At 35.7% G+C, this 21,802-nt stretch carries 12 protein-coding genes; 8 read left to right on the top strand and 4 right to left on the bottom strand.

The genetic code is table 11. The features are described 5' to 3' along the window. Positions 1-6: 6 nt before the first annotated feature. The 3 genes from rplT to ABWU55_RS06925 form a co-directional block, all read right to left on the bottom strand. Positions 7-372 carry a 50S ribosomal protein L20 gene (gene rplT, locus ABWU55_RS06935; RefSeq protein ID WP_353286290.1) on the bottom strand — a complete coding sequence of 122 codons (366 nt, stop codon included), beginning with the start codon at positions 370-372 and terminating at the stop codon, positions 7-9. A 20-nt stretch (positions 373-392) separates the two neighbouring features. Then, positions 393-599: a 50S ribosomal protein L35 gene (gene rpmI / locus ABWU55_RS06930; RefSeq protein ID WP_007548610.1), complete on the bottom strand. Its 207-nt coding sequence runs from the start codon at positions 597-599 to the stop codon at positions 393-395. A 98-nt stretch (positions 600-697) separates the two neighbouring features. Further along, positions 698-1,141: a PAS domain-containing protein gene (locus ABWU55_RS06925; RefSeq protein WP_010962890.1), complete on the bottom strand. Its 444-nt coding sequence runs from the start codon at positions 1,139-1,141 to the stop codon at positions 698-700. A 165-nt stretch (positions 1,142-1,306) separates the two neighbouring features. Here ABWU55_RS06925 and alaS point away from each other — a divergent pair, with 165 nt between their 5' ends. Continuing rightward, entirely contained in the window at positions 1,307-3,940 is a 2,634-nt protein-coding gene (gene alaS, locus ABWU55_RS06920; protein ID WP_353286289.1) for an alanine--tRNA ligase, read from the top strand. Between the two features lie 1,061 nt (positions 3,941-5,001). Here the strand turns inward: alaS and ABWU55_RS06910 are convergent. Continuing rightward, on the bottom strand, positions 5,002-6,537 hold the full coding sequence (locus ABWU55_RS06910; protein ID WP_010082403.1) for a lysine--tRNA ligase: 1,536 nt from the start codon (positions 6,535-6,537) through the stop codon (positions 5,002-5,004). 108 nt (positions 6,538-6,645) lie between these two features. Between ABWU55_RS06910 and ABWU55_RS06905 the strand changes: the two genes are divergently transcribed. From ABWU55_RS06905 to ABWU55_RS06875, 7 genes are all read left to right on the top strand, one after another. Next, complete coding sequence (locus tag ABWU55_RS06905; protein ID WP_007548615.1) at positions 6,646-6,942, top strand: type IV secretion system protein VirB3; 297 nt, start codon at positions 6,646-6,648, stop codon at positions 6,940-6,942. A gap of 9 nt (positions 6,943-6,951) precedes the next feature. Continuing rightward, the gene (locus tag ABWU55_RS06900; RefSeq protein ID WP_353286577.1) at positions 6,952-9,357 is read left to right on the top strand and encodes a VirB4 family type IV secretion/conjugal transfer ATPase; all 2,406 of its coding nucleotides are present in this window, start codon (positions 6,952-6,954) and stop codon (positions 9,355-9,357) included. Then, positions 9,350-11,914, top strand: coding sequence for a type IV secretion system protein (locus ABWU55_RS06895; protein ID WP_213863603.1), 2,565 nt, complete (start codon positions 9,350-9,352; stop codon positions 11,912-11,914). Before ABWU55_RS06900 ends, ABWU55_RS06895 begins: the two co-directional genes overlap by 8 nt. Before the next feature lie 9 nt (positions 11,915-11,923). After that, on the top strand, positions 11,924-14,311 hold the full coding sequence (locus ABWU55_RS06890; protein WP_208571613.1) for a type IV secretion system protein: 2,388 nt from the start codon (positions 11,924-11,926) through the stop codon (positions 14,309-14,311). Continuing rightward, complete coding sequence (locus tag ABWU55_RS06885) at positions 14,308-17,286, top strand: type IV secretion system protein (protein WP_209472598.1); 2,979 nt, start codon at positions 14,308-14,310, stop codon at positions 17,284-17,286. The genes ABWU55_RS06890 and ABWU55_RS06885 overlap by 4 nt, the downstream gene beginning before the upstream one ends. An 89-nt stretch (positions 17,287-17,375) precedes the next feature. Beyond that, the gene (locus ABWU55_RS06880) at positions 17,376-21,086 is read left to right on the top strand and encodes a type IV secretion system protein (protein WP_353286288.1); all 3,711 of its coding nucleotides are present in this window, start codon (positions 17,376-17,378) and stop codon (positions 21,084-21,086) included. After that, positions 21,076-21,708: a hypothetical protein gene (locus ABWU55_RS06875; RefSeq protein WP_010082417.1), complete on the top strand. Its 633-nt coding sequence runs from the start codon at positions 21,076-21,078 to the stop codon at positions 21,706-21,708. The genes ABWU55_RS06880 and ABWU55_RS06875 overlap by 11 nt, the downstream gene beginning before the upstream one ends. The last annotated feature ends 94 nt before the right edge of the window (positions 21,709-21,802 follow it).

Raw genomic sequence — 21,802 nt, 5'->3', positions numbered from 1 at the left:
TTTGCTTTAAGAATTCTCCGCTAATTTACCACTTACAGTTTCTACTAATTTGGCAAAATCATCCTTATAATTAACTGCCATCTCAGCAAGAATTTTTCTATTTAAATCAATGCCGGCAAGTGTAAGACCATGCATAAACCTACCATAAGTAAGCCCATGCTTTCTTGCTGCTGCATTAATACGTATTATCCATAAGCTACGGAAATCACGTTTACGGGTTCTTCTGTCTCTATAAGCATATTGCAGTGCTTTTTCAACTCTTTGTAATGCAATTCTATAACAACTTTTTGCGCGCCCTCTATAACCCTTTGCCAGTTTCAATATTTTTTTATGACGAGCGTGAGTAGTGACTCCACGTTTTACCCGAGCCATTTTATTTTACCTCCATTTTGTTAAATACCGTAAGGCATATGAAGCTTAACTATACGCGAGTCAGATTTACCAAGAATCGTTGTACCGCGCTGATTACGAATATTAGATTTACTTCTCTTTACCATGCCATGCCTTTTGCCTGACTGAGTAGAAATAACTTTACCCTTAGCTGTAAGGTGAAAGCGCTTTTTCACAGAAGATTTGGTTTTTAATTTTATTTTCTTCATATTCCAAATAAATTTACAAGCACTACTATTGAGTTCTTTAATAGTAATTAAGCATTAGTATAAATAATTTTATTAAAGAATCAAATTAAAATTGTATATTAAAGGAGTTTAAAAGTAATTACGCCCAATATGTGTGTTATACCTTCTTTATTCCCAAGTGGCAACAATACTTGCCTCATTTTAACACTTTCACTTTCTTCCTCTTCATTGATCGGGCATTTACTCTCTATTACAGTATCAAGTTTATCAATAACTGCATCTATTTTATATAGTCGCAAAAATGGTGCATCAATTGCATACTTATTATCAATGCGCGTCTTTTTCTCAAAACCATAGAATTCAACAGCCTTTTCTCCTGCATTTTCACAAATATAACCTTGATCCTTGACTTCAATGACAAAACAATGCTGCCATGATTCCATTATTTCTGCAGTGTCTATTTCATGCCTTTCTGGCCAATCTCTGTCTGATCCTTTTATGTCATTCCAGTGTTGAGTCACCACATTTGCTATTCTTTTTTCTTTGCCTACATAAATTTCCATTCCAATTTCCACATATAAAACACAGATATGAGGTAAATTTATCGTGAATATATTGATTTTTTCTTACCACAAGGTGCATGTCACTAGAAGTTCTGAGATCTAGAGAGTGGTATTGATTTTATTTCCATTGCAGCTTATTATTTATAGATAACCTCAATAAAAACGATGAAGCTAAACGAAATCAGAGAAAGATTTATAAAATTTTTTGTAAATAATGACCACGAGCAGGTTTCTTCTTCTCCTTTGATTCCAGAACATGACCCAACGCTCATGTTCACAAATGCTGGTATGGTGCAGTTTAAAAATATTTTTACTGGTGCTCAAAAAACTGAAATGAAACGTGCTGTCTCAAGTCAAAAGTGCCTAAGAGCAGGCGGTAAACACAATGATCTGGAAAATGTTGGCTATACAACTCGGCATCACACATTTTTTGAAATGCTCGGAAATTTTAGCTTCGGTGATTACTTTAAGGAAACTGCGATAGAATTTGCGTGGGAATTTATCACTAAAGAGTTATCTCTTGATAAAAACAGACTATCCATAACCGTCTACCATACTGATGATGAGGCGTACGAGATTTGGCGTAAGATAAGTGGCTTTTCAAGTGATAAAATCATAAGAATTACAACGGATGATAACTTTTGGAGTATGGGAAGCACTGGTCCGTGCGGTCCATGTTCTGAAATTTTTTATGACCATGGGAGTCCTAATTTACAAGAGGGCGATAGAATTGTTGAAATCTGGAATCTGGTATTCATGGAGTTTAACAAAGATGAAGAAGGTAATTTACACAAATTGCCAAAAAAATGCATCGATACTGGAATGGGCCTTGAAAGAATAGCGGCTGTTATGCAAAACGTCCATGATAACTATGATATTGATCTATTTTCTGCTCTGATAAGTAAATCACAAGAGTACTGTGGAAGAACGGAAAATAAAATAGCGCATAAGATCATAGCAGATCATCTTCGCGCGGCTGCATTTCTCATCGCAGAAGGAGTGCTTCCTGGAAATGAGGGCAGGAATTACGTATTACGCAGATTAATTAGGAGAGCCACACGTTATATTCACCTGCTTGGATATAATGATTCCCTACTCCATCGTATTTTTCCAGTGTTGATAGATAGCACGAGTTCGGCTTATATGGGAGCTGAATTAGTCAGAGCTAAAAGCTTAATAGAAACGACGTTAAAATCAGAGGAAGAAAACTTTAAAGACACTTTGATGAAAGGTATCAATCTCCTGGAGAAATTCACTACAGATTTAAAATCGGGCGATACTTTGCCTGGAGAATCAGCGTTTAAGCTATATGACACCTACGGATTTCCTTTGGATATTACACTTGATATTTTAAAAGAGAAAAAAATAAATTTTGACCAGAAGGGTTTTGATGATGCAATGGGAGAACAAAAAGAGAGAGCACGCGCTAAATGGTCTGGATCTGGTGAAAAATCTGTTGAGCAAGTATGGTTTGATTTGATCAATAAATTTGGCAAAACAAAATTTGTTGGTTATGAGTTCAATGAAGTAAGTGATGCGAAAATACTAGCTATAGTTTCCTCTAAAAATGAAGTAATTGATTCTGCAAAGGAGGGAGAAAAGATAACCATTATACTTGATAAAACACCTTTTTATGGCGAGTCAGGTGGACAAGTGGGAGATACTGGCAGTCTGATCAAATCTGATAGAAGTATTATTATAGTCGAGAATACCAATAAGGTTAATGACCTATATTTGCACAGATGCATAGTTAAGTTCGGTTCAATTTGTAAAGGTAACACAGTTGCAGCAAGCATTGACAAGGAAAGAAGGCAAACCTTAAGAAGAAATCATTCAGCTACACATCTTCTGCACTTTACACTCAGAAAAATTCTAGGTGATCATGTCACTCAAAAAGGTTCCCTAGTTGCACCGGATAAGTTACGATTTGACTTTAGTCATAACACTCAAGTTACTCAGGATCAGCTATTCTTAGTAGAAGATATGGTAAACTCTCTAATCAGAGAAAACCTTTCTACATCTACAAAAATTCAGAGCATGAATCAGGCAATAGACGAAGGAGCTATGGCGTTATTCGGCGAAAAATATAGCGATCAAGTAAGAGTAGTGAAGATTGGAGATTCAAGGGAACTGTGTGGTGGCACGCACGTTGAACATACTGGAGAAATCGGTTTATTTAAGATAGTAACAGAGAGTTCTGTTGCTTTTGGAGTGAGGAGAATTGAAGCTTTAACTGGTCAAGAAGCAATCGATTATGTACGTGATAATGAAATTAACTTAAAAAAAGTTGCAGAATTCGTAAAAGCACCAGCAAGTGAAATAATAAACCGATTAAATATTTTAAATCAAGAGCGCAAAGAATCTGAAGCTAAAATAAAAAATTTATATAAAAAACTTATAAGCGCAGAGAGCATAAAAAGTACTGAAATAAATGGAATAAATTTTGTAAGTCATGCTTTTACCAATATTCCAGCGAATATAATAAGAGAGTTTGTTTTGCAGCAACAAAAACCAAAAACGATAATAGCTTTCACGGCAACAGAAAAAGATAAAACAGTCTTGATTATTAAAGTAAGTAAAGACTTAATCAATAAGATTAGCGCAAAAGAACTAATATCCATAGCAGTTAAAAAGAACTGTGGTGGGAATGCTGAACTTGCACAAACAGGCTGTGATAGCAATAAAATAGATGATGCCATTACAGCCATTTATAGCAAAATAACAGCTTCTAAGCACTCTACGTCATACCACCACGAACCGTCATACCGCCGCGGCGCTAACAAGCAGCGGGATACTTAACCATCGTCTACACCGTCATACCGCGATTCATTCGCGGTATCTCTTAGCCGCTAACAAGAGATCCCGCTAACAAGCAGCGGGATGACGAATTACTATGCCGCCGCGAACCGTCATACCGTTGCAAACCGTCATACCGCGATTCATTCGCGGTATCTCTTAGCATAGATCCCGCTAACAGGTAGCGGGATGACGGTTGTCAGGCTAGCTGTCATCCAAGTAGCTCGACTACTTGGATCCAGGAAAAAGAATGGTGTCATGAAAGTAGCTGACACTGATTCCTTTATGATGGTGTCATCCCAGTGCCCAGACACTGGGATCCAGGAAACTTAATTGCAAGTAATGCATTGGATTTGGTGAGTATGGGTTTTGCGTTATAGAATGAAGCACTTTTGGTGAATTTATAAAGAAAGCTGGATCCCAGTGTCAAGCACTGGGATGACAAGGTATAAACCTTATCGTCATGCCGCCGCGAACCGTCATACCGCGATTCATTCGCGGTATCTCAGCCGCTAACAAGAGATCCCGCTAACAAGTAGCGGGATGACGGTTGTCGTTTAGCCACAAACATTAAGAAATTTACCAAATGAAAAAAAAGGCAAAAGAAGCCCCGTGGTTATTATCCGCTTTAAAATATTGGCGTTTTTTATGTTTTAAACGCTTGACAAGCGAAATTCAGCTGCTTTTAATTGCAACTAACTTACGCTGCAAACGTTTAAGAAATTTACTAAGCAGAAAAAAAGACAAAGAATCCCCGAGTTAGCTAGTCTTTTACTATCTCTGTCGAGTATTGGCATTTTTTGATGTCTTGTAACGCTTTATAAGCGCGTTCAGCTTATTTAGATAAAAATCTAGATGTAGATGAAGTTTTGTAAAGACATACAGTATCTATATACTGCAAAAAATTGAACATAAGACGCCGATACATTAAGTAATCCTTACCTTTTAATCTGCAGATTGGCGAAAGCAAATACAATAGCTTCAGTTTCATGATAAGGGGGCTAGCGGAGTTTGTCAAGGAATTCTTATTAAAACTAAAGAGCTCAAATGAAAGGAGGTAAACTCTAAAGTATACATTTAGTAGCGCTTTCTATGAGAGAAATCGTATTACCTATTCCGTAAAGCTTTATGAAAGATCCCATTCTTGGACCGGTTTTTTGGCCAAGTAACGTTTCATATAATAGCTGAAACCAGTCACGTAAGTTGGTGTAATCATATTTTTTTCCAATAGAAAATACCTGAGATTGAATTTCTTCAGCAGTAGCAGTTGTAGATAGAGAATGTAAAGTGTCCTTCAAATCTAGTAACGCTGCTTTTTCTTTTTCATTTGGAGTTTTATATGATTTTGTTGGCTTGATAAAATCGTGATAATACTTTACTGCAAAGTCTGAAAGTCTATCAAGCATTTTATTATTTTCTGGTGTAACGTTTGGTGCATAAGAGGATATAAAACCCCATAGGATCTCTTTGTTTTCAGCATTACAAGCTGCTGCTAGGTTTAAAAGTAGTGAGAAATTTATGCCTGAAGTTTCTATACTGGGAACATTGCCCTGGTGAATGTGCCAAGCAGGATTATTTATATCCTTTTCTTTGTTCTCATGATAACGCTTTACAAATTCTAAATATTCATCAGTTGATTTTGGTATCACATCAAAATATAAACGTTTAGCTTTTTTAGGACTCTGAAAAATGTACAATGCTAAGCTCTCTGTTGGTGCGTAAGTTAGCCACTCTTCAATTGAAATGCCATTTCCTTTTGATTTTGATATTTTCTTTCCTTCTTTATCAAGGAAAAGCTCGTAGCAAAACAGAAGTGGTGGCTTTTCTCCAAGTATTTCACATATTTGACTTGAAAGCACAGCAGATGGAGTTAAATCTTTTCCGTGAGCTTCGTAATTTACTCCAAATGCGGCCCACCTCATTCCCCAATCAGGTTTCCATTGCAGTTTACATTTTCCTTTTGTCACTGGAACTTCTATTTTTTCCCCGTTTGGGTCTTCATATGTGATTGTTCCTTTCTCTGTATTTGTTTCAATTACTGGAACTTGTAAAACTTGAGAAGTTTTTGGGCATATTGGCAAGAATGGACTATAAGTCTGCTGTCTTTCTTCCCGAAATGATGGAAGCATTACGTCCATCACTTTATCATAATTTTTCAGTAAGAGTAAAAGTTTTTCATCGTAAACGCCAGATTTATAACACTCTGTTGCACTCCTGAACTCGTATTCAAATTCAAACATATCAAGAAATTTACACAACAATGAATTCATATGATGACCATAACTCTGATGAGTGCCAAATGGATCAGGTATCATAGTCAATGGTTTATTTAAGTGCTCTCTTAGCATCTCTTGATTTGGCACATTATCTGGTATTTTTCGCAAACCATCCATATCATCTGAAACTGCAATGATTTTGGTTTTTATACCAGGAGCTATTTTTTTTAATGCATTTACAATAACTGTAGTGCGGAAAACCTCTCCAAAGGTTCCTATGTGGGGTAAACCAGAGGGTCCATAACCAGTTTCAAATATTATTTCTTTTTTATTAGGAAACTCTTGCAATATTTTTTCTGCTTCTTGAAATGGCCAATTTGTCATTATCGGGATTAAATAATGTATCTTAACTTAAAGTGCTACTAGTTTCAATGGATTTTTAATATAATGATATAGTATTAGTGTTAGAGCTATTATTAGAAGGTTAAAGATATGTCCACAGGTAGTATACAAACAGATCAATTATTTAAAGGTCTTACAAGACCTGCAATGCTCTTTGGTGTGAGTTATATGTTTGCAATATTAAACGTCCTGATTTGCATGCTAATTTTCATTAATTCAAATGATTTAAGAGTGATTCTCTTAATGTTACCAGGTATACATGGACTTGGTTATATAGCTTCTGCAAAAGAACCGTTGTTTATTGAATTATTTATGGTAAAATTGGGAAAGTGCTCGAAATGTTTAAATCGTTTTTACCATGGAGCCAATTCTTATGATATTGCTTAACGTTGTGTGATGCTGAGGTTTAGGGCTATTCAATCAAAGAATAAATCTACTCTGAACAGGGAAGTTCACGCTGCTGAATTTATTCCTTATTCTTGCTATTGGAATAGCACAACCTTGATGACAAAAGAAAATTGGTTGGTTAAGGTTATAAAATTAAGTGGTTTTGCATTTGAAACTGCCGATGACGAGGATTTAGTCATACAGAACAACATCAGGAATCAGATGCTAAGAAGCATTTCATCTCCGGCATTTAGTTTGTATTTTCATACTATCAGACGTAAGAAAAATATTTTTTCTGATGAATTTGCAAGTCAAGGTTTGCCGAATTTTTTCGCTAATCACGTAAATCTAAAATGGAGAGAAAAACACGCAACAAGGCAATCATTTATTAATGACCTATACATTACGATTATCCGTAGAGCGGACACAAAAGGAGTAGAATTTTTGTCACATCTACTAAAAAAATTCGGACATGTAACTTCAAAACATGCTTGGGAAAGTGATATACGTGCCACGTATGAAGATTTAGAGGAAACGACAAATCGTGTAGTGACAAGCCTTAGAAATTATTCGCCTAAAATTCTTGGAGTAAAAGAAACTCCAGATGGTTTGTTCTGCGAAATAATGGAGTTTCTATCTAGAATCGTAAATTGTGGCTTCGTTACAAATACGCTTTTTCCGCTAAGAACTGAAATATCAAGATACTTACCAGTACATAGGTTATTCTTTGGCCGTAAGATGATACAGGTTGTGACTCATAATGAGAGTAAATATGCTGGAATAATTAGTATCAAAGAATATGGAAATCATACTTCTGCAGGAATGCTTGATTCGTTTTTACAACTTCCTTACGAGTTTATAATTACGCAATCTTTTCAATTTATAAACAGGCAAATGGCGATTGGAAAAATCCAGATACAGCAAAATCGAATGATACAGTCTGCAGATAAAGCTATTTCTCAAATAGCAGAAATTTCTCAAGCGCTTGATGACGCAATGAGTGGTAAGATTGCGTTTGGTCAACATCACCTGACTATTTTATGTATAGAAAAAAGTCCTAAATCATTGGATAACGCTCTGTCGTTGGTAGAATCAGAGCTTTCTAATTGCGGTGTTTACCCTATACGTGAGAGAGTTAACCTTGAACCAGCATTTTGGGCGCAAATTCCTGGTAATTTCGATTATATAGTGAGAAAAGCTACAATAAGTAGTCTTAATTTGGCTGGATTTGCATCTCAACATAATTATCCTACTGGTAATAAATTCAATAACCACTGGGGAGATGCCGTTACAGTTTTTGACACGACATCTGGTACTCCATTTTTTTTCAACTTTCATATAAGGGATGTTGGACACACTATGATAATTGGCCCAACTGGTGCTGGTAAAACTGTTTTAATGAATTTCCTGTGTGCCCAAGCGATGAAGTTTTCTCCAAGGATATTCTTTTTTGATAAAGATCGCGGTGCAGAGATTTTCTTAAGAGCACTTAGTGGTATCTATACTGTAATAGAACCAAGAACTAAAACAAATTTTAATCCTTTACAACTTGATGATACCTCTGATAATAGAACATTTTTAATGGAGTGGATAAAGTCTTTAATTTCGGTATATAATGATAAATTTACTTCAGAAGATATTGCACGAATTAATGATGCAATTGAAGGAAATTTTAAATTAAGAAAAGAAGACAGATTCTTGAGAAACCTCGTACCGTTTTTAGGGCTTGCAGGTCCTGATACTCTAGCTGGGGCAATATCTATGTGGCATGATAATGGTTCTCATGCTGCAATATTTGACAATAAAGAAGATTTGCTAGATTTTTCACGAGCAAGAGTATTTGGTTTTGAGATGGCTAGCTTGCTCAAAGATCCTGTTGCTCTTGGACCGGTCTTGATTTATTTATTTCATAGGATTAGTATATCTCTTGATGGCACTCCATCTATTATCGTTCTTGATGAGGCATGGGCGTTAATAGATAATCCAGTTTTTGCACCCAAGATAAAAGACTGGTTGAAGGTACTGAGAAAACTAAATGCTTTTGTGATTTTTGCTACTCAGAGTGTTGAGGATGCAAGTAAAAGTACTATTAGCGATACGCTTGTACAACAAACAGCGACACAGATTTTTTTACCAAATCTGAAAGCTACTAGTGTCTATCGGGATGTTTTTATGTTAACTGAACGTGAATATATATTAATTAAGCACACAGATCCGAGTACTAGATTCTTTTTGGTGAAACAAGGAGTCAATGCTGTAGTAGCTAGAATAGACTTAAAAGGCCTGGATGATATAATCAACGTATTATCCGGACGTGCAGAAAGTGTTCTATTGTTACACGATATATTAAATGAAGTTGGGGACAACCCAAAAGTATGGTTGCCTATATTTTATCAGAAGGTAAAAAATGTTTAAGACTAAGCTGTCATTGCTATTAATTGCGATATTTTTACTAAATATAGACTTTTTACTCTCATATCCAGTGCTTGCAGATGGAGTAAGTGGTACTGACAAGACAGAATTTGTTAGCAGATTTAATTCCACTGGCAGTTTTAGTCGTGCCTCTAATCCTGATTGTGGAGCGTTTAAAACAGCTGCAGCACTTGCTGGAATAGCGATTGCTGTTGGCGCAATATTTACTGGCATTGTTTTGATTGTTTCTTCTGCTGGTTTGTTTACCGCTCTTGTTATTGTTGGAATGATAGCTGCAATTGTTGGAGTCTGGAAAGCGATAGGAGGGCTTGTTGTTTGTGAACATAGTTTTGTTAAACACCCAGTTGCACGTGATCATGATGGAAAATACAAAAATTTTAAATTAGAAGACACAGGTTATAGTGGCTGCACCAATGAAAATTACCAAACAGAAGAGGAATATTTTTCTTGTTTGCAAAATAAAGCTCGGGAAGACGTGAACAAAAAAGATTATGACGGGAAAAGAGCAGAAAAAGAAGCCTTAAATTCTAACGTTCAGGAGAGTACAGAGAGTTATTACTGGCCAAAAAATGGTGTGCAATACAGTGAATATATAGAAGTATGTCATCGAAACCCTTTAACTTTTGGTAATCTTTTTAATAAGGTAGACTTTAATTCCAGAGGAAAACCTGGATACATAGACTTTGATGTCAGGGAGAAAGACACTGGATACGTAGATGGGTCATGGTCCTCGAAGGTTGATGGTGGTCTGGAATGTAGAGTTCTCAAAGCAGGACAGAGCGAACCCATACATGGAGCTACATTCAAAGCAGTGAGAAAAACGGGCAGATTATGTGTGGAGTTAGCCAGTGTTAGCATGCTTGGTATCGAAATGACTCCTTGGCCGCAAGGGGTTGATATGGGGTGCACGGAATTGCCACCTGACCCACTTGCTCCTATGTGTGAAAAATCTGTGATGATATTCAAAAATAAAGATGGTACAGGAGAGGAAAAAGTTCCTATTGGTAATAATGATGACTATAAAACTATTATCAGATCTAAAGAAAAAAGACTCAACGGACAAGGGGGGAAAATTTTTGTAGGTTATGATAATGCTGGCTGTTTTAGCTCGTATGTTTCTGAAGCTTGTTATAACCAGGCAGGGAGTAAATCATTAGCTCCTATTCCCGTAACTTCTATGATAGTGCAATGCATTAAGGAATCGTTAGATAATTTAGTTGCAGGTAAAGGTGCACCAAATGGTGAGAGTTTTATATCTGTAGCACAGAAAAGGCTGAAAAACACTGTAACTGCTGTTTTAGTTTTAGCTTTAATACTGTTCTCTATAAAAGCCATGTCTGGTGGAGTTCAGAGGCCTCAAGAAATGTATATGTTGATCATAAAATTCGCTTTAGTGATTTACTTCACAACAGGCAGTACCATGTCTCATTATTATGGAGAATTAACTCGTCTCTCAAATGGTTTGTCAGAGATAGTGCTAAAAGCATCATCTGAAAGTAAAGGCATATGTAATTATAAAGCAGGTACAGATTATGAATATACTCGTGCAGGAAAGAGGGTATCTTACAGTTATCTTGCACCTTGGGATAGGCTTGATTGTAGAATTTTATTTTATTTAGGTGCCCCTTTAGATGGAATTGGTGGCAAAATTGGTACTGGAGGTGTTGCAACGTTAGCAGTCTTGCTTGGTGCTGCTCCTGTCTTATTAGTTGCAGGTTCGGTAATCGGTATTATTTTTGCTGGTGGACAAATTTTAGTAGCTCTTGTCTGTATATTTATGGCCGTTCTGATGATGATGGTTATTTTGTGGCTGTGCTATGTATTTATTTTATCTCTAGTTGCTTTAAGTGTAATCATCATTTTATCACCTTTGTTCATTCCTATGGTTTTATTCCAACACACCAAAGGATATTTTGAAGGCTGGGTGAAAGAGTTGATTACCTATAGCTTATACCCGGTTATCCTTTTTGCGTTTTTGTCCTTTATGTTCATAGCATGTGATAAAATCTATTTTAAAAATTTAAATTTTGAACTGGACGAGTCATATAAAAATGAACAACCGGACAAGTCATATGAAAAGAAACAAGCAGAAATCTCATATAGTAAGAAAAAACAGTGGTTTAAATTGAAAGATGGGGAATGTGATAAAAATGAAACTACTCTTGCATGTATGATGCAAAATTATAGCTTTAAAAAGAGCAGCATACTTGGTCTATTCGACTTTACATACATGGAGTTTGGCAGCTCTCTCATCGGAGAATTATTAAAATTGTGTTTAGTATTATTCCTCTTTTACCACTTTTTAAACATTCTTCCTGGCATGGCTGCTGAACTTGCTGGTAACCATAGAGCAGCACTTGGCTCAGGTCAGACACCTGGACAAATGGTGGGCAAAGCTTTATCTGCTGCCAAAGCTGCTGCTGGGGGTGTTGCTGGAGTTGCTGGTGCTGCTGCTAAGAAGTTGAGTGGTGGAGACAAGAGTAAATCTCGAGGTTCTGGTTCTAGTAGCTCCGAGAGTGTTAACAAAAGCACTGAATGAGTTGGATTTATGCTAAAATTTTTGCTGATAATACCGTTTTTTTTTCTGTCAGGCTGCGGGGAACATCACTGTATTAAGCCAGAAAATTTATCAGGTTTGCGTGAAAAACTAGATATAGTGTCAACAGAGCAGAAATGGGTTGATTCTGGTGTTAATATCTCAGATAGAATAAGAGTAACAGAGATTGATATAGTGCCTAGTAAGGTTAATTTTTGTCCTAAGCAGTATGCAGATTTTGCAATTGGGCCTGGGAGAAATGACGTTGCATTACCATTTGCACTTAAAAAAGGCGATACGATAAGCTTTAGTGTGATTGGAAGTAAAGTGTGTAAAGATAAAGAGAGTGAGACAAAAATCAGGTATTTGAAAATCGACGAAAAGTGTAGCGAGCAAGAAACGGAACATTTTGCACATGTTTTAAATCAAGAGAAATGCCAAGGTGGCAAGGATGGGATATGTCCTAATAAATATATAATAGGCGATGCGCAATGGTTGAGTGGAAGAGAGTACTGGTTTTCGAAGTTAGATCAAGATGAAAGAAAAAAGGAAATTGAAAATATTATTAACTCTATAAAACAAGGAGAGAATATAGATTGCAGTAAGCTTTCAGAGAGCAGTGCAAGTAAGATAGATACGCACATTTTAAATTCACTCTGTAGACGTATATGTAAATTTTCTTCTGGTCGTAGAGGCGAGGATTGCGTGTATATTGAATATAATAATATAGAAATTGAGCTATTCAATGCTTTAAATTCTAGTGGTGAATCTGTTGTTGCTGAAATTATTAGTAACGTATTAAAGGGGAAACAGGTAAAAACTGACATTACATTTCTAAAAGTTGGTATGGATAATGAAACTCTTGAACACATTCCAGGTGGTGGTTTATGTACTAGTTGTGATCATAAGATGGAGAATGACCATCAAATACCAAGTTTAACTTTTAGTCTATGTAGCAGAAATGACAAGAGCTGCTACAATACAAATGACAAAGGCGGGTTCAACATAAGAGTAACGAAGAACCATAGTCTGGAAAATAGCTTGTATATAAGTGTTTCCGATAAATTCCCTGAGCATAAGCCTGGTGAAAATCAAGCGGATATATCTGTAGATATCAGCAAAGTTCATGACATGGAAAACTTGAAAGGAAAATTAAAAGACAAAACAGGCACCATATATTACGGAATAAGAGACCATGGCTGCGATTACAAAAATGAAGGTCAATTTAGTATTAACCTAACAACTAAAGAGCCACCTACAAAAACTTTTAGTGCAATATATAATTTCTTTGATGAAAAAGTGAAAACTGCATTTTTCGGCTCTAATTATAAAGACCCTAACGCAATTCACTCTGATACTAGTCCTGTAAAGTCTCTTTACGAAAGTTTTATAAAATCAAGCAGAACAAATACCATTAGATCTACTATAATATCACTATTAGTACTATATATAATCTTATATACTCTTTATTACTTTTTTGGATTAACTCATATTTCTATATATGAGTTTTTAATTATATGCGTAAAGATAGGAATCATCGCCCAGCTATTGCAGGATAATAGCTGGGACTTTTTTTATAACAACGCATTCTCTATATTTATTAACACTCCAAAACAACTAATAGAAATAGCAAATTTTAGAGGCACTACTTCAAATGTTTTTGAGTTTCTTGATTTGCCGCTCAATAGGTTCTTGTCATCGCATTCAGTATTGTTAATAGTATCTCTTATATTTTCTGGCCCTTTGGGCATTGTATCTTTTTGCTTGGTGATTTGGGGTTTAATCACAGTGAGCTTATCTATTTTTAATGCCTTATTTTCTTTTATTACATCTATAGCAATAGTTGCGTTATTGCTTTCTTTAGCACCTATTTTTATTATTTGTCTTTTATTTGCGTATACTAGGCAGATGTTTCACAACTGGGTTAAAAATTTAGCAAGATTTGCGATTCATCCAGTAGTGCTTTTAATTTTTATATCACTGATAAGCCAGGTTATGGATTATATTGTGTATTCAGTATTTGATTTTGAGGTCTGCTCTACATGTATACTTAATATTAACTTAAAGATTTTTAACCCTTGTATTTTTTATGGTTATGCTTCCAAATATACACCTAATATTACCGCTATGATGGCTTTTGTTATTTTGGGACACGCTATGAAAGCTTTAGTTGAAGCTTCTTCGACAATATCTGACTCGTTGTTTGGTGCTTATGTAGCAAGCGAACCTGGAAGACAGTATCAACAAAGCTTAATGGGAACAGTAGGGTTAGATGAACAAAGCGTTCAAAGAAGAGAAAGAGGAGGTGCTTCTCAACAGTCAGGTACGTCAAGACCTCAAATACCACAAGGGACTCAAAGGTCAACGCCTCAGATACCACCACCAGGAAGACAGCAATGATAAGTAAAAGATCACTATTGTTGATACTGTGTCTTGCAATCACTGGTTGTAACATGGATTGTGTCGAACCTGGGTTGCAGAGCAGAAACACTAGTGTTAACGTGGATGTTCCAGTTCATAAAGCTGGTGAAGAAGTTAAAATTCATTGGGTTGATTCTGGTCAAGTAATTAGTAAGGGTGAGGAAATCAAATTCACCCTCGATGGATCAGTAAATTTTTGCCCTTTTAAAGAAGACAAAAATCCAAGGAAAGTACTTGTGCCAGCTAGCTTTTGTGCTGATGGCTCAGAACCAAATTATAGTAAAGCTGCAAATATTAACGATGTGCCTAATAATTATGGCGTTGATGAAAAAGGCGTAAATAAAAACGAATTGTGCGGTGGTAAAGGATTTGGCAGCAATAGACGTTATGTAGACACTGGAATTAAAGTAAATCCTGGTGATAAGTTAAGCTTTAGCTTAGTTCCCAGAAAAATAACAATTGATTATGACAATCCAGGAGGGAAAGGTATCAGCTTTGATGACAATTGTTATAGAGCTGAAGAAGGAGGTGAAAAAGTGTCAGCAAGTGAAATATTGAATGTTAGCAAGCAAGAGGGAGAGGAATTTTTTTGTGAGGGCAAGGATGGAAAGAGAAATAAAATAAAATTTTTACCTCTTGATAAAACAAAAGCAAAGGAAAGCAAAGTGCTAGTTGGCAATGGGTACACTCCATATGATAATAAGGTACATTTTAATAAAGGTTATGTTAAAAACAACGAACCATGGATACATGGCTCGCTGTTCGATTTACGCCGAGCTAAAATAGGATTGAATGAGTTATGTGATGGAAAAAACTGTAGTTTGGATGAGAAAAAAAAGTACAGTTCTTATGAGCTTAATTGTTACTATCAGAATATATGCTATACTAGAAAAGGTATATGGAGCTATGATTCAGGTCGAGCAGGAGAACGGAACTGTGTCTCCTCTATAAGGTATAAGAAGTACGATAAAGGAAATAAATGTGATATGTATTCTTATCTAGAAAAAATGGAAGGGAATGTTAAAGCAGGTAGTTTTACTGAAGATGATAAATCTTGGGCTGAGGCTCTTGTTGCAAAAATTGGTGATCTTGGTGATCAAGATACTGATAAAGGTATGCAATGTCTTCCAGATAATGAAGTAGGTGCAAGAAAGGATAATGTGTGTTCGCAAATTAGTGACAATTTCGAGGATTTTTCTCTGAAATTAAATAGTGACTATGCAGTAAATGACAATGTAAAATATGGTAGTAGTGTGATGCTTGCTATAGCAGATTATGGTTACTATGGAGCTAATAGGGGCGGGTACCATGTTAAAGTGACTAGATCGTGTGAATATATCAATGGTGAAAAACTGTATGTGTATTTGGGTGATAACCCGCCAGGGGATCCATCTGCTCCAAAGACTAATGATTTCAAAAAAGTAGAGCACTTAGATAAAACAAAGGATAAGGTATATTATATAATAGATGGAGGTCTTTTAACAGATGAATGCAAAGACAAAAAACCTATAACAGATGAATGCAAACCTAAGAAGATATATTTCGGCATCAATGTAAGCAACGTAGAGAAAGATGACATTACGGACAAAAATGGCAAATATTACGAAAACAATAAGTATAGTGTAACTTTATTTGTCAAAAGAAAAATTAATGATTTTATTTCATCGAATGTAAACGGGGTATTTAAATTTATAAAAGAAGAAGTAATTGGGGACAGCGTTAAAGATTCATACAAAGGATATGCAAGAGGTCTTCTTCAGGGGGTAAGAGCTTTACTTACTCTATACGTTATATTTACTGTCATTGGCTATATGCTTGGAACAATACAGCTAAGTAAATTTGATTTCATTGTAAGGATGTTCAAGATAGCATTTATAGCTTTTGCCTTTAGCGATAGAAGCTGGGAACTCTTTGGTACAACTTTATCCAGACTTTTTGTAGATGGTAGCACTTATTTAGTTGATAGCTTTTCTGGCTATATAGGGGAAGGGGGGAGAAAATTTGCATTCTTAGACTTGACAGCAGGAGTATTATTCACAACAGAAACTTGGCTAAAGTTTTTATCGTTGATGCTCTCTGGTCCTTTTGGCTTTATTGCATTTTTGGCAATACTCTATGCTACTTTTATGTTCTTAAAATGCATTATTAGCGCTACGTTTAAATATGTAATATCTACTGTTCTAGTGGCGTTTTTACTGTCATTAACACCTTTATTTATCGTATTTATTCTATTTCAAAAGACTAAACCCTTGTTTGATAATTGGATAAAAACGTTGGCTCATGTTTCATTAGAACCAGTCATTTTATTTTCATTTTTATCTCTTTTAAATCAGTTGATGTATTCAGTTTTATATAACCTCACAAATTTTTCTGCATGCTATCAATGTTTAATTAGCGTAAATTTCTTATCGTATGATCTGTGCTTGATGAAATCAATACTGCCTCTTGGATACAGTCCTGGCACTAGCGTTGATGTTGCACTCAGTACCGGAGAAAGGGCTGGTGGACACTTTGCAGCATTACCTATAGACCTAATCCAGGCGTTTATATACCTCATTATTGCCGGTGCAATGGAAGCTTTTGTTTCTATATCGGAAACTATGGTACAAACACTATTTAGCTCTGGTTATGGAGTTACTGGCGGTGTTGGTACAGTTGCTAAGAGCGCATCGCAAGCTATGCTGTCAACCGTTGGCCTTGATGATAAGACCCAAAGTATGATACAGAGTATCAAGCAGAAAATGAGTAAAGATCGGGGAAAAATTGAGGCTAAATTACCTAACACACCAAAGCAACCAGACAAAAAAGAAGATTCTAAAGGAAGTTCTGATAAAACAACGAGTGATAGACCTAAAACATTAAAACAATCAGATCAGCAAAAAAATTCTGATGAAACAATAAGAAGTGATCCTAGTGCTAAAGCTAAAAACAAGGAAGAAAATGGAGAGGAGTAAGATATAAATGATATTATGGAGTAACTAATTAAAAAGATATTTTAAGTAAAGTTTTAGAAATTTATTCTGTATTTGGAAAAAGTTTAGATATGCAATCACGTTTAGGCAAATGTTGGTTTAGGGTATTACTTCTTGCAGCTTATGTGCTGATCACAGGTTGTAGTAAAAACGATATGCCTTTTCCAAGGTGTATATCTGCTGACTATTTTGGTCCTAAACCTATTGCAGTAAGCGCTCATTTTTCAAGCGACCACGATGCGTTTATTCCAGGAGATGGAGAAGTTATTGATCCTGAAACTGGCGAAATTAATTATGGTTTTCACCATAACCAAGTGGTGAAGTGGGAGGATACCGGACTCGAAACCAATGGAGATAGTTTAAAAGTGCGAGTTAATGGTGCATGGACATCTTGGAGTAATAATAACAAGAAGGAATCTAAAAAAGGCAGTTATACCTTACAAAGCTTGGAGCAGTTAAAATATGCAACTAAATTTGAAGGTAAACAAAGTGATAATAGTTTACCTAATTTTCACTTAGTTTGTAATGATTATAAACCTAGCATACAAAAATTTTCAAGTAAGTCTGATACAAGTTGCACTGTAAATTGCAAGTGCATTAATGAAGATGATAGCGCAAATACAGTATCACGTGGTGCTCCATGTTGGTTTACCAATGGTCATGGTGCTTATCTTTTGTTTCAAACGGGGAAAGATGATCCTAACGAAAATCTAAAGTTAATGCGCGATCCTCAATATCCTACTGTACATCTAGGTTATAACTCCACAGCAGAGGGCGACAATGGATTTTTTACTTTAGACAGAGATAACACTAAATTAAAGGACAGAAATTGTAATGAGTTGAAGTTAAAAAAGGGATGGAAAATATATGTAAAAATATTAGATAGATATTACTTAGATAATGTAGGTGGCTACTCTTTTGAGTTCTTAAGTGGAGTGCAGCAGCCAAGTAGTTTTGGGTTTTTTGATTACATTTATAACTATCTAAAATGTGTATTATTGATTAACGAAAATTGCAAAGAACATTTTAATAGCAATGATCCTGCAGTTGCACAAGCTATGTTCGAAAATATAGCTGAAAAAAGTACGAGCTTTCACAATTTTGTTCTTTCCTTGCTTGTTCTATTTGTAATGATTTCATCGCTTCTTTATCTTTTTGGCATGATACAAGAAACTAAGCATGATATGCTCATCAGAATGATGAAAATCACTCTAGTAATAGTGCTTATATCTCCTGGAAGTTTTAGATTTTTCTATGATCATTTTCTTGTTTTATTCGTTAAAGGTCTTGAACAATTGATAAGTATAATTACTAATTTTGCTCCCAACATGAACACCGGAAGTATTGCTCAAGGAGATGAAGCTAAGTTGTTTAGCTTCATGGAGGACATGTTCAATAAGTTTTTTGCTTATTCTGTTTGGAAAAAGTTTGCAGCGTTTTTACATTACCAAATGTGGGCAAGCCTTCTTATGATACCGGCAATTTTCATAGGGATTGTGCTATACTTCTTGCTGTGCTTATATGCTTACATAATATTTCTCTCTGGTTTTATGGGTATAGCTTTTCTTATAGCCATTATGCCACTGTTTCTAATTTCTATTTTATTTTCACCGCTGAAAAGTCTATTTGAAGGTTGGATAAAATTCTGCATCAGCTTTTGTTTACAGTCGATTATGATATTTGCTCTCTTGTCATTACTGGCTTCCATTATAATGAATACCTTTTATAGGCAGTTAGGTTTTACTGTATGCTACAATAAATGGTTTGAGGTAAGGTTATGTGCTCCAAAATGGGTGTTTGGTGGTTTTTGTATCGTTGATAAGCAGTACTTTGGTTGGACCCCAGGGCAAATTTTCGTACCTTACACTCTTGGAGAAGCTTCTCCGCTGAACGTAGATAAGAACATAGAAGGTATAGAAAAGATAAGCAGAGAAGGTGGTACAATAAAATTTACTGGCGGTGCTGGGTATATCCCTCTTCCACCGGATTACATTGAAAAAGGGTTTCGTTATATAGATTATCCTTTCTTTAACCCAATTCCTGGTACTAAAGAGAATCCAGCAGACCATTATATTGCAGAAAGTGATATGGTAGTTAGTAATGGCTGTAGTGAAAAAGATCTAGTGCGCTTAACAAATAGTTTATCTCATGCATCAGAGAGGGCTGACATTATATTACTGATCAACAATATAGAGAAAAGGATAGGTGATGTTAGTGAAATAATAAAACGCTACTGTCAAGATATAAATAAATGCAATAGTTATAGGGAAATAATTAATGAAATAAGATCTTTAGTGCGGAGTGCGGTAGAAAAACAAGGTTGTAGAATACTGAAACTTCATGATTTATATAAGGATCCCAACAGTGAATACTGTCAGAAATGTAAAGATTGTGAGGATTGCAAAAATTATCAAGAAAATAGCGATTACCAAAGGGTGCAAGACATACAGAGAGGTTATTTAATCAATGCAGGGGAAATCTTTATACTATTCTTGCTTTCATTTTTAATGTTCTCCTTACGCACGTTCGTACAACAAATGGGCTCAAGTATCGCTGGTGGTGGATTCAGCGTTTACAATATATCTAGAATGTATGAAGCATCGCCTTTGGTTGGCATAATGGAAGGATTAAAACAGCATTATTGGCAAGACGCAATTGGTGGAAAACTAGAATCTTTAGGTAATTGGGCTACTCATTTACCGGATAGATTAGCCGGAGGTACAGCTAATCTACTGGGTAGGATACCAAGAGTTGGAGGAGTGCTGAAATACGCTATTGATGTGCCACGTAAATTTGTAGGTGCTACTATTGAAGCAACGAAGTTTGCAACATCGCCTGAAAATGATGTTGATAAGCTCGAGGAAAAAATTTACAGGGCATTTGGAGTTGATAAGGAAGATATTACACACAGAAGGATCGGTAAATATTTAGATTATTATAAAGGATACGTAGGATCACATTTGGGCTATACAATAGAAGATGCTATGAAGTTTACTTGGGAGCATGGTCTTGACTCTATAGGAAAGCATGGCTATGATCATAACCTACTCTATAGAGCAAAAGAATATAGGCGAGATTTCTTAGAGAAGCTTCATGATTACACTATCGGCCGTAAGAGAGAACCAGAAAAAGACAATCCTGATCAATCAAATAAGGTAGAACGAGAGTTAGGCACGGAACTAGTAAGAGATAACCATGATCAGCCACTAGAAGAAGGCGACCCTCTTCGACTACGAGGGGGAGGTCAGCCAGATAAGGTAGTACGAGAACTAAGCACAGAACAAGAAGACAAGCCTAATCAACTACAGCATGATCAGCCAACAGAAGAAGATAAGCCTGATCAATCAAATGAAGTGACACGAAATTTAGGCACGGAACCAAAAGGTTCAGATGAAATTGATGATTTTGGATCTGCTTTTGAAGGTATGGAAAAACGTGCTGAAAGAGAAGGCAGAAGAAATCAAGATAAAGTTTACAACCTCTCACCACTTTTTGAAATGAACACTCCAGAAGCTGTAGAAAAACGTGCTGAAAGAGCTAGAAGAAAAGAAGAAAGAGATCGAAAAGACGAAGTTTATAATCTTAAGCCTTTATTTAAAGAACCAAAAAATCCAGAAGAGTACGTTAAGGCACTTTTTGAAATGAATACCCAGGAAGCTATAAAAAAACGTGCTGAAAGAGAGGAAAAAAGAAATCGAGAAGACAGTAAAAGGAAATTACCGGAACCAATGAGGAAACCAGATGCAAAAGGAGATGAGAAGAGGATTGAAGATGAAGACTAATAAAAATTTCAAAGGCCTTGATTATTATAAATTGCAGCAAGACAAAGATGGCAACATAAAGTTAAATGACTACGACGACATTTTAAATGCGCGTAGGGCAAGGGTAGACTTGTTGCGGGATAACACATCACTTGACAAGGATGTCAATTTTGCTAAATTGAATAAAGCTTTGAGTGAGAAATTTGTAGATAATCATAGTTTATTGTCTGAATTTGATAAGGAAGACAAAGAGATTGTACAAGAAAGGATTAAGGTGTTTAGTATTTTAGAAAGTCTTGAAGACCTTAAAAGCGTAAAAAGTGAAGATCTGTTAGAGGTTAGCTTACTGCTGTCAGATCTTAGCTTCATAGAGAGAAATGTTGTACTAAATACCGATCAGAATTCTGATCTAGCAGGATTTAAAAACCTATTTATTGAAAAAAAAGCATCTGGTGAAGAGTATAGTGAAGAAGAATGTAGAGGCTTTCTTGATAATATAGATAAAATCAATACTATAATTAAGTTAGAGTTAGAAAGCAGAATTGAAGGGCTAAATCATGATGAAAAAAATGATCATGATGATTTACAAGATGAGATTGGTCAAGCAATTAATGCAGCAGGCAAATCAGAAAAAGATAACTGATGAGTCTTGTGTTTGTGTTTTTCTTACAAGCGACTCGATAGCTTCTCTCTATTAAACTGCTAAAGCCATATTGACATTAATCATATAGTATAAA

Origin of the sequence: Wolbachia endosymbiont (group A) of Crataerina pallida (genome assembly GCF_964028475.1) — a bacterium.
GTDB lineage: Bacteria > Pseudomonadota > Alphaproteobacteria > Rickettsiales > Anaplasmataceae > Wolbachia > Wolbachia pipientis.
Note: the sequence above shows the minus strand (reverse complement) of the source record. Positions and strands in the feature narration are given on the sequence as shown.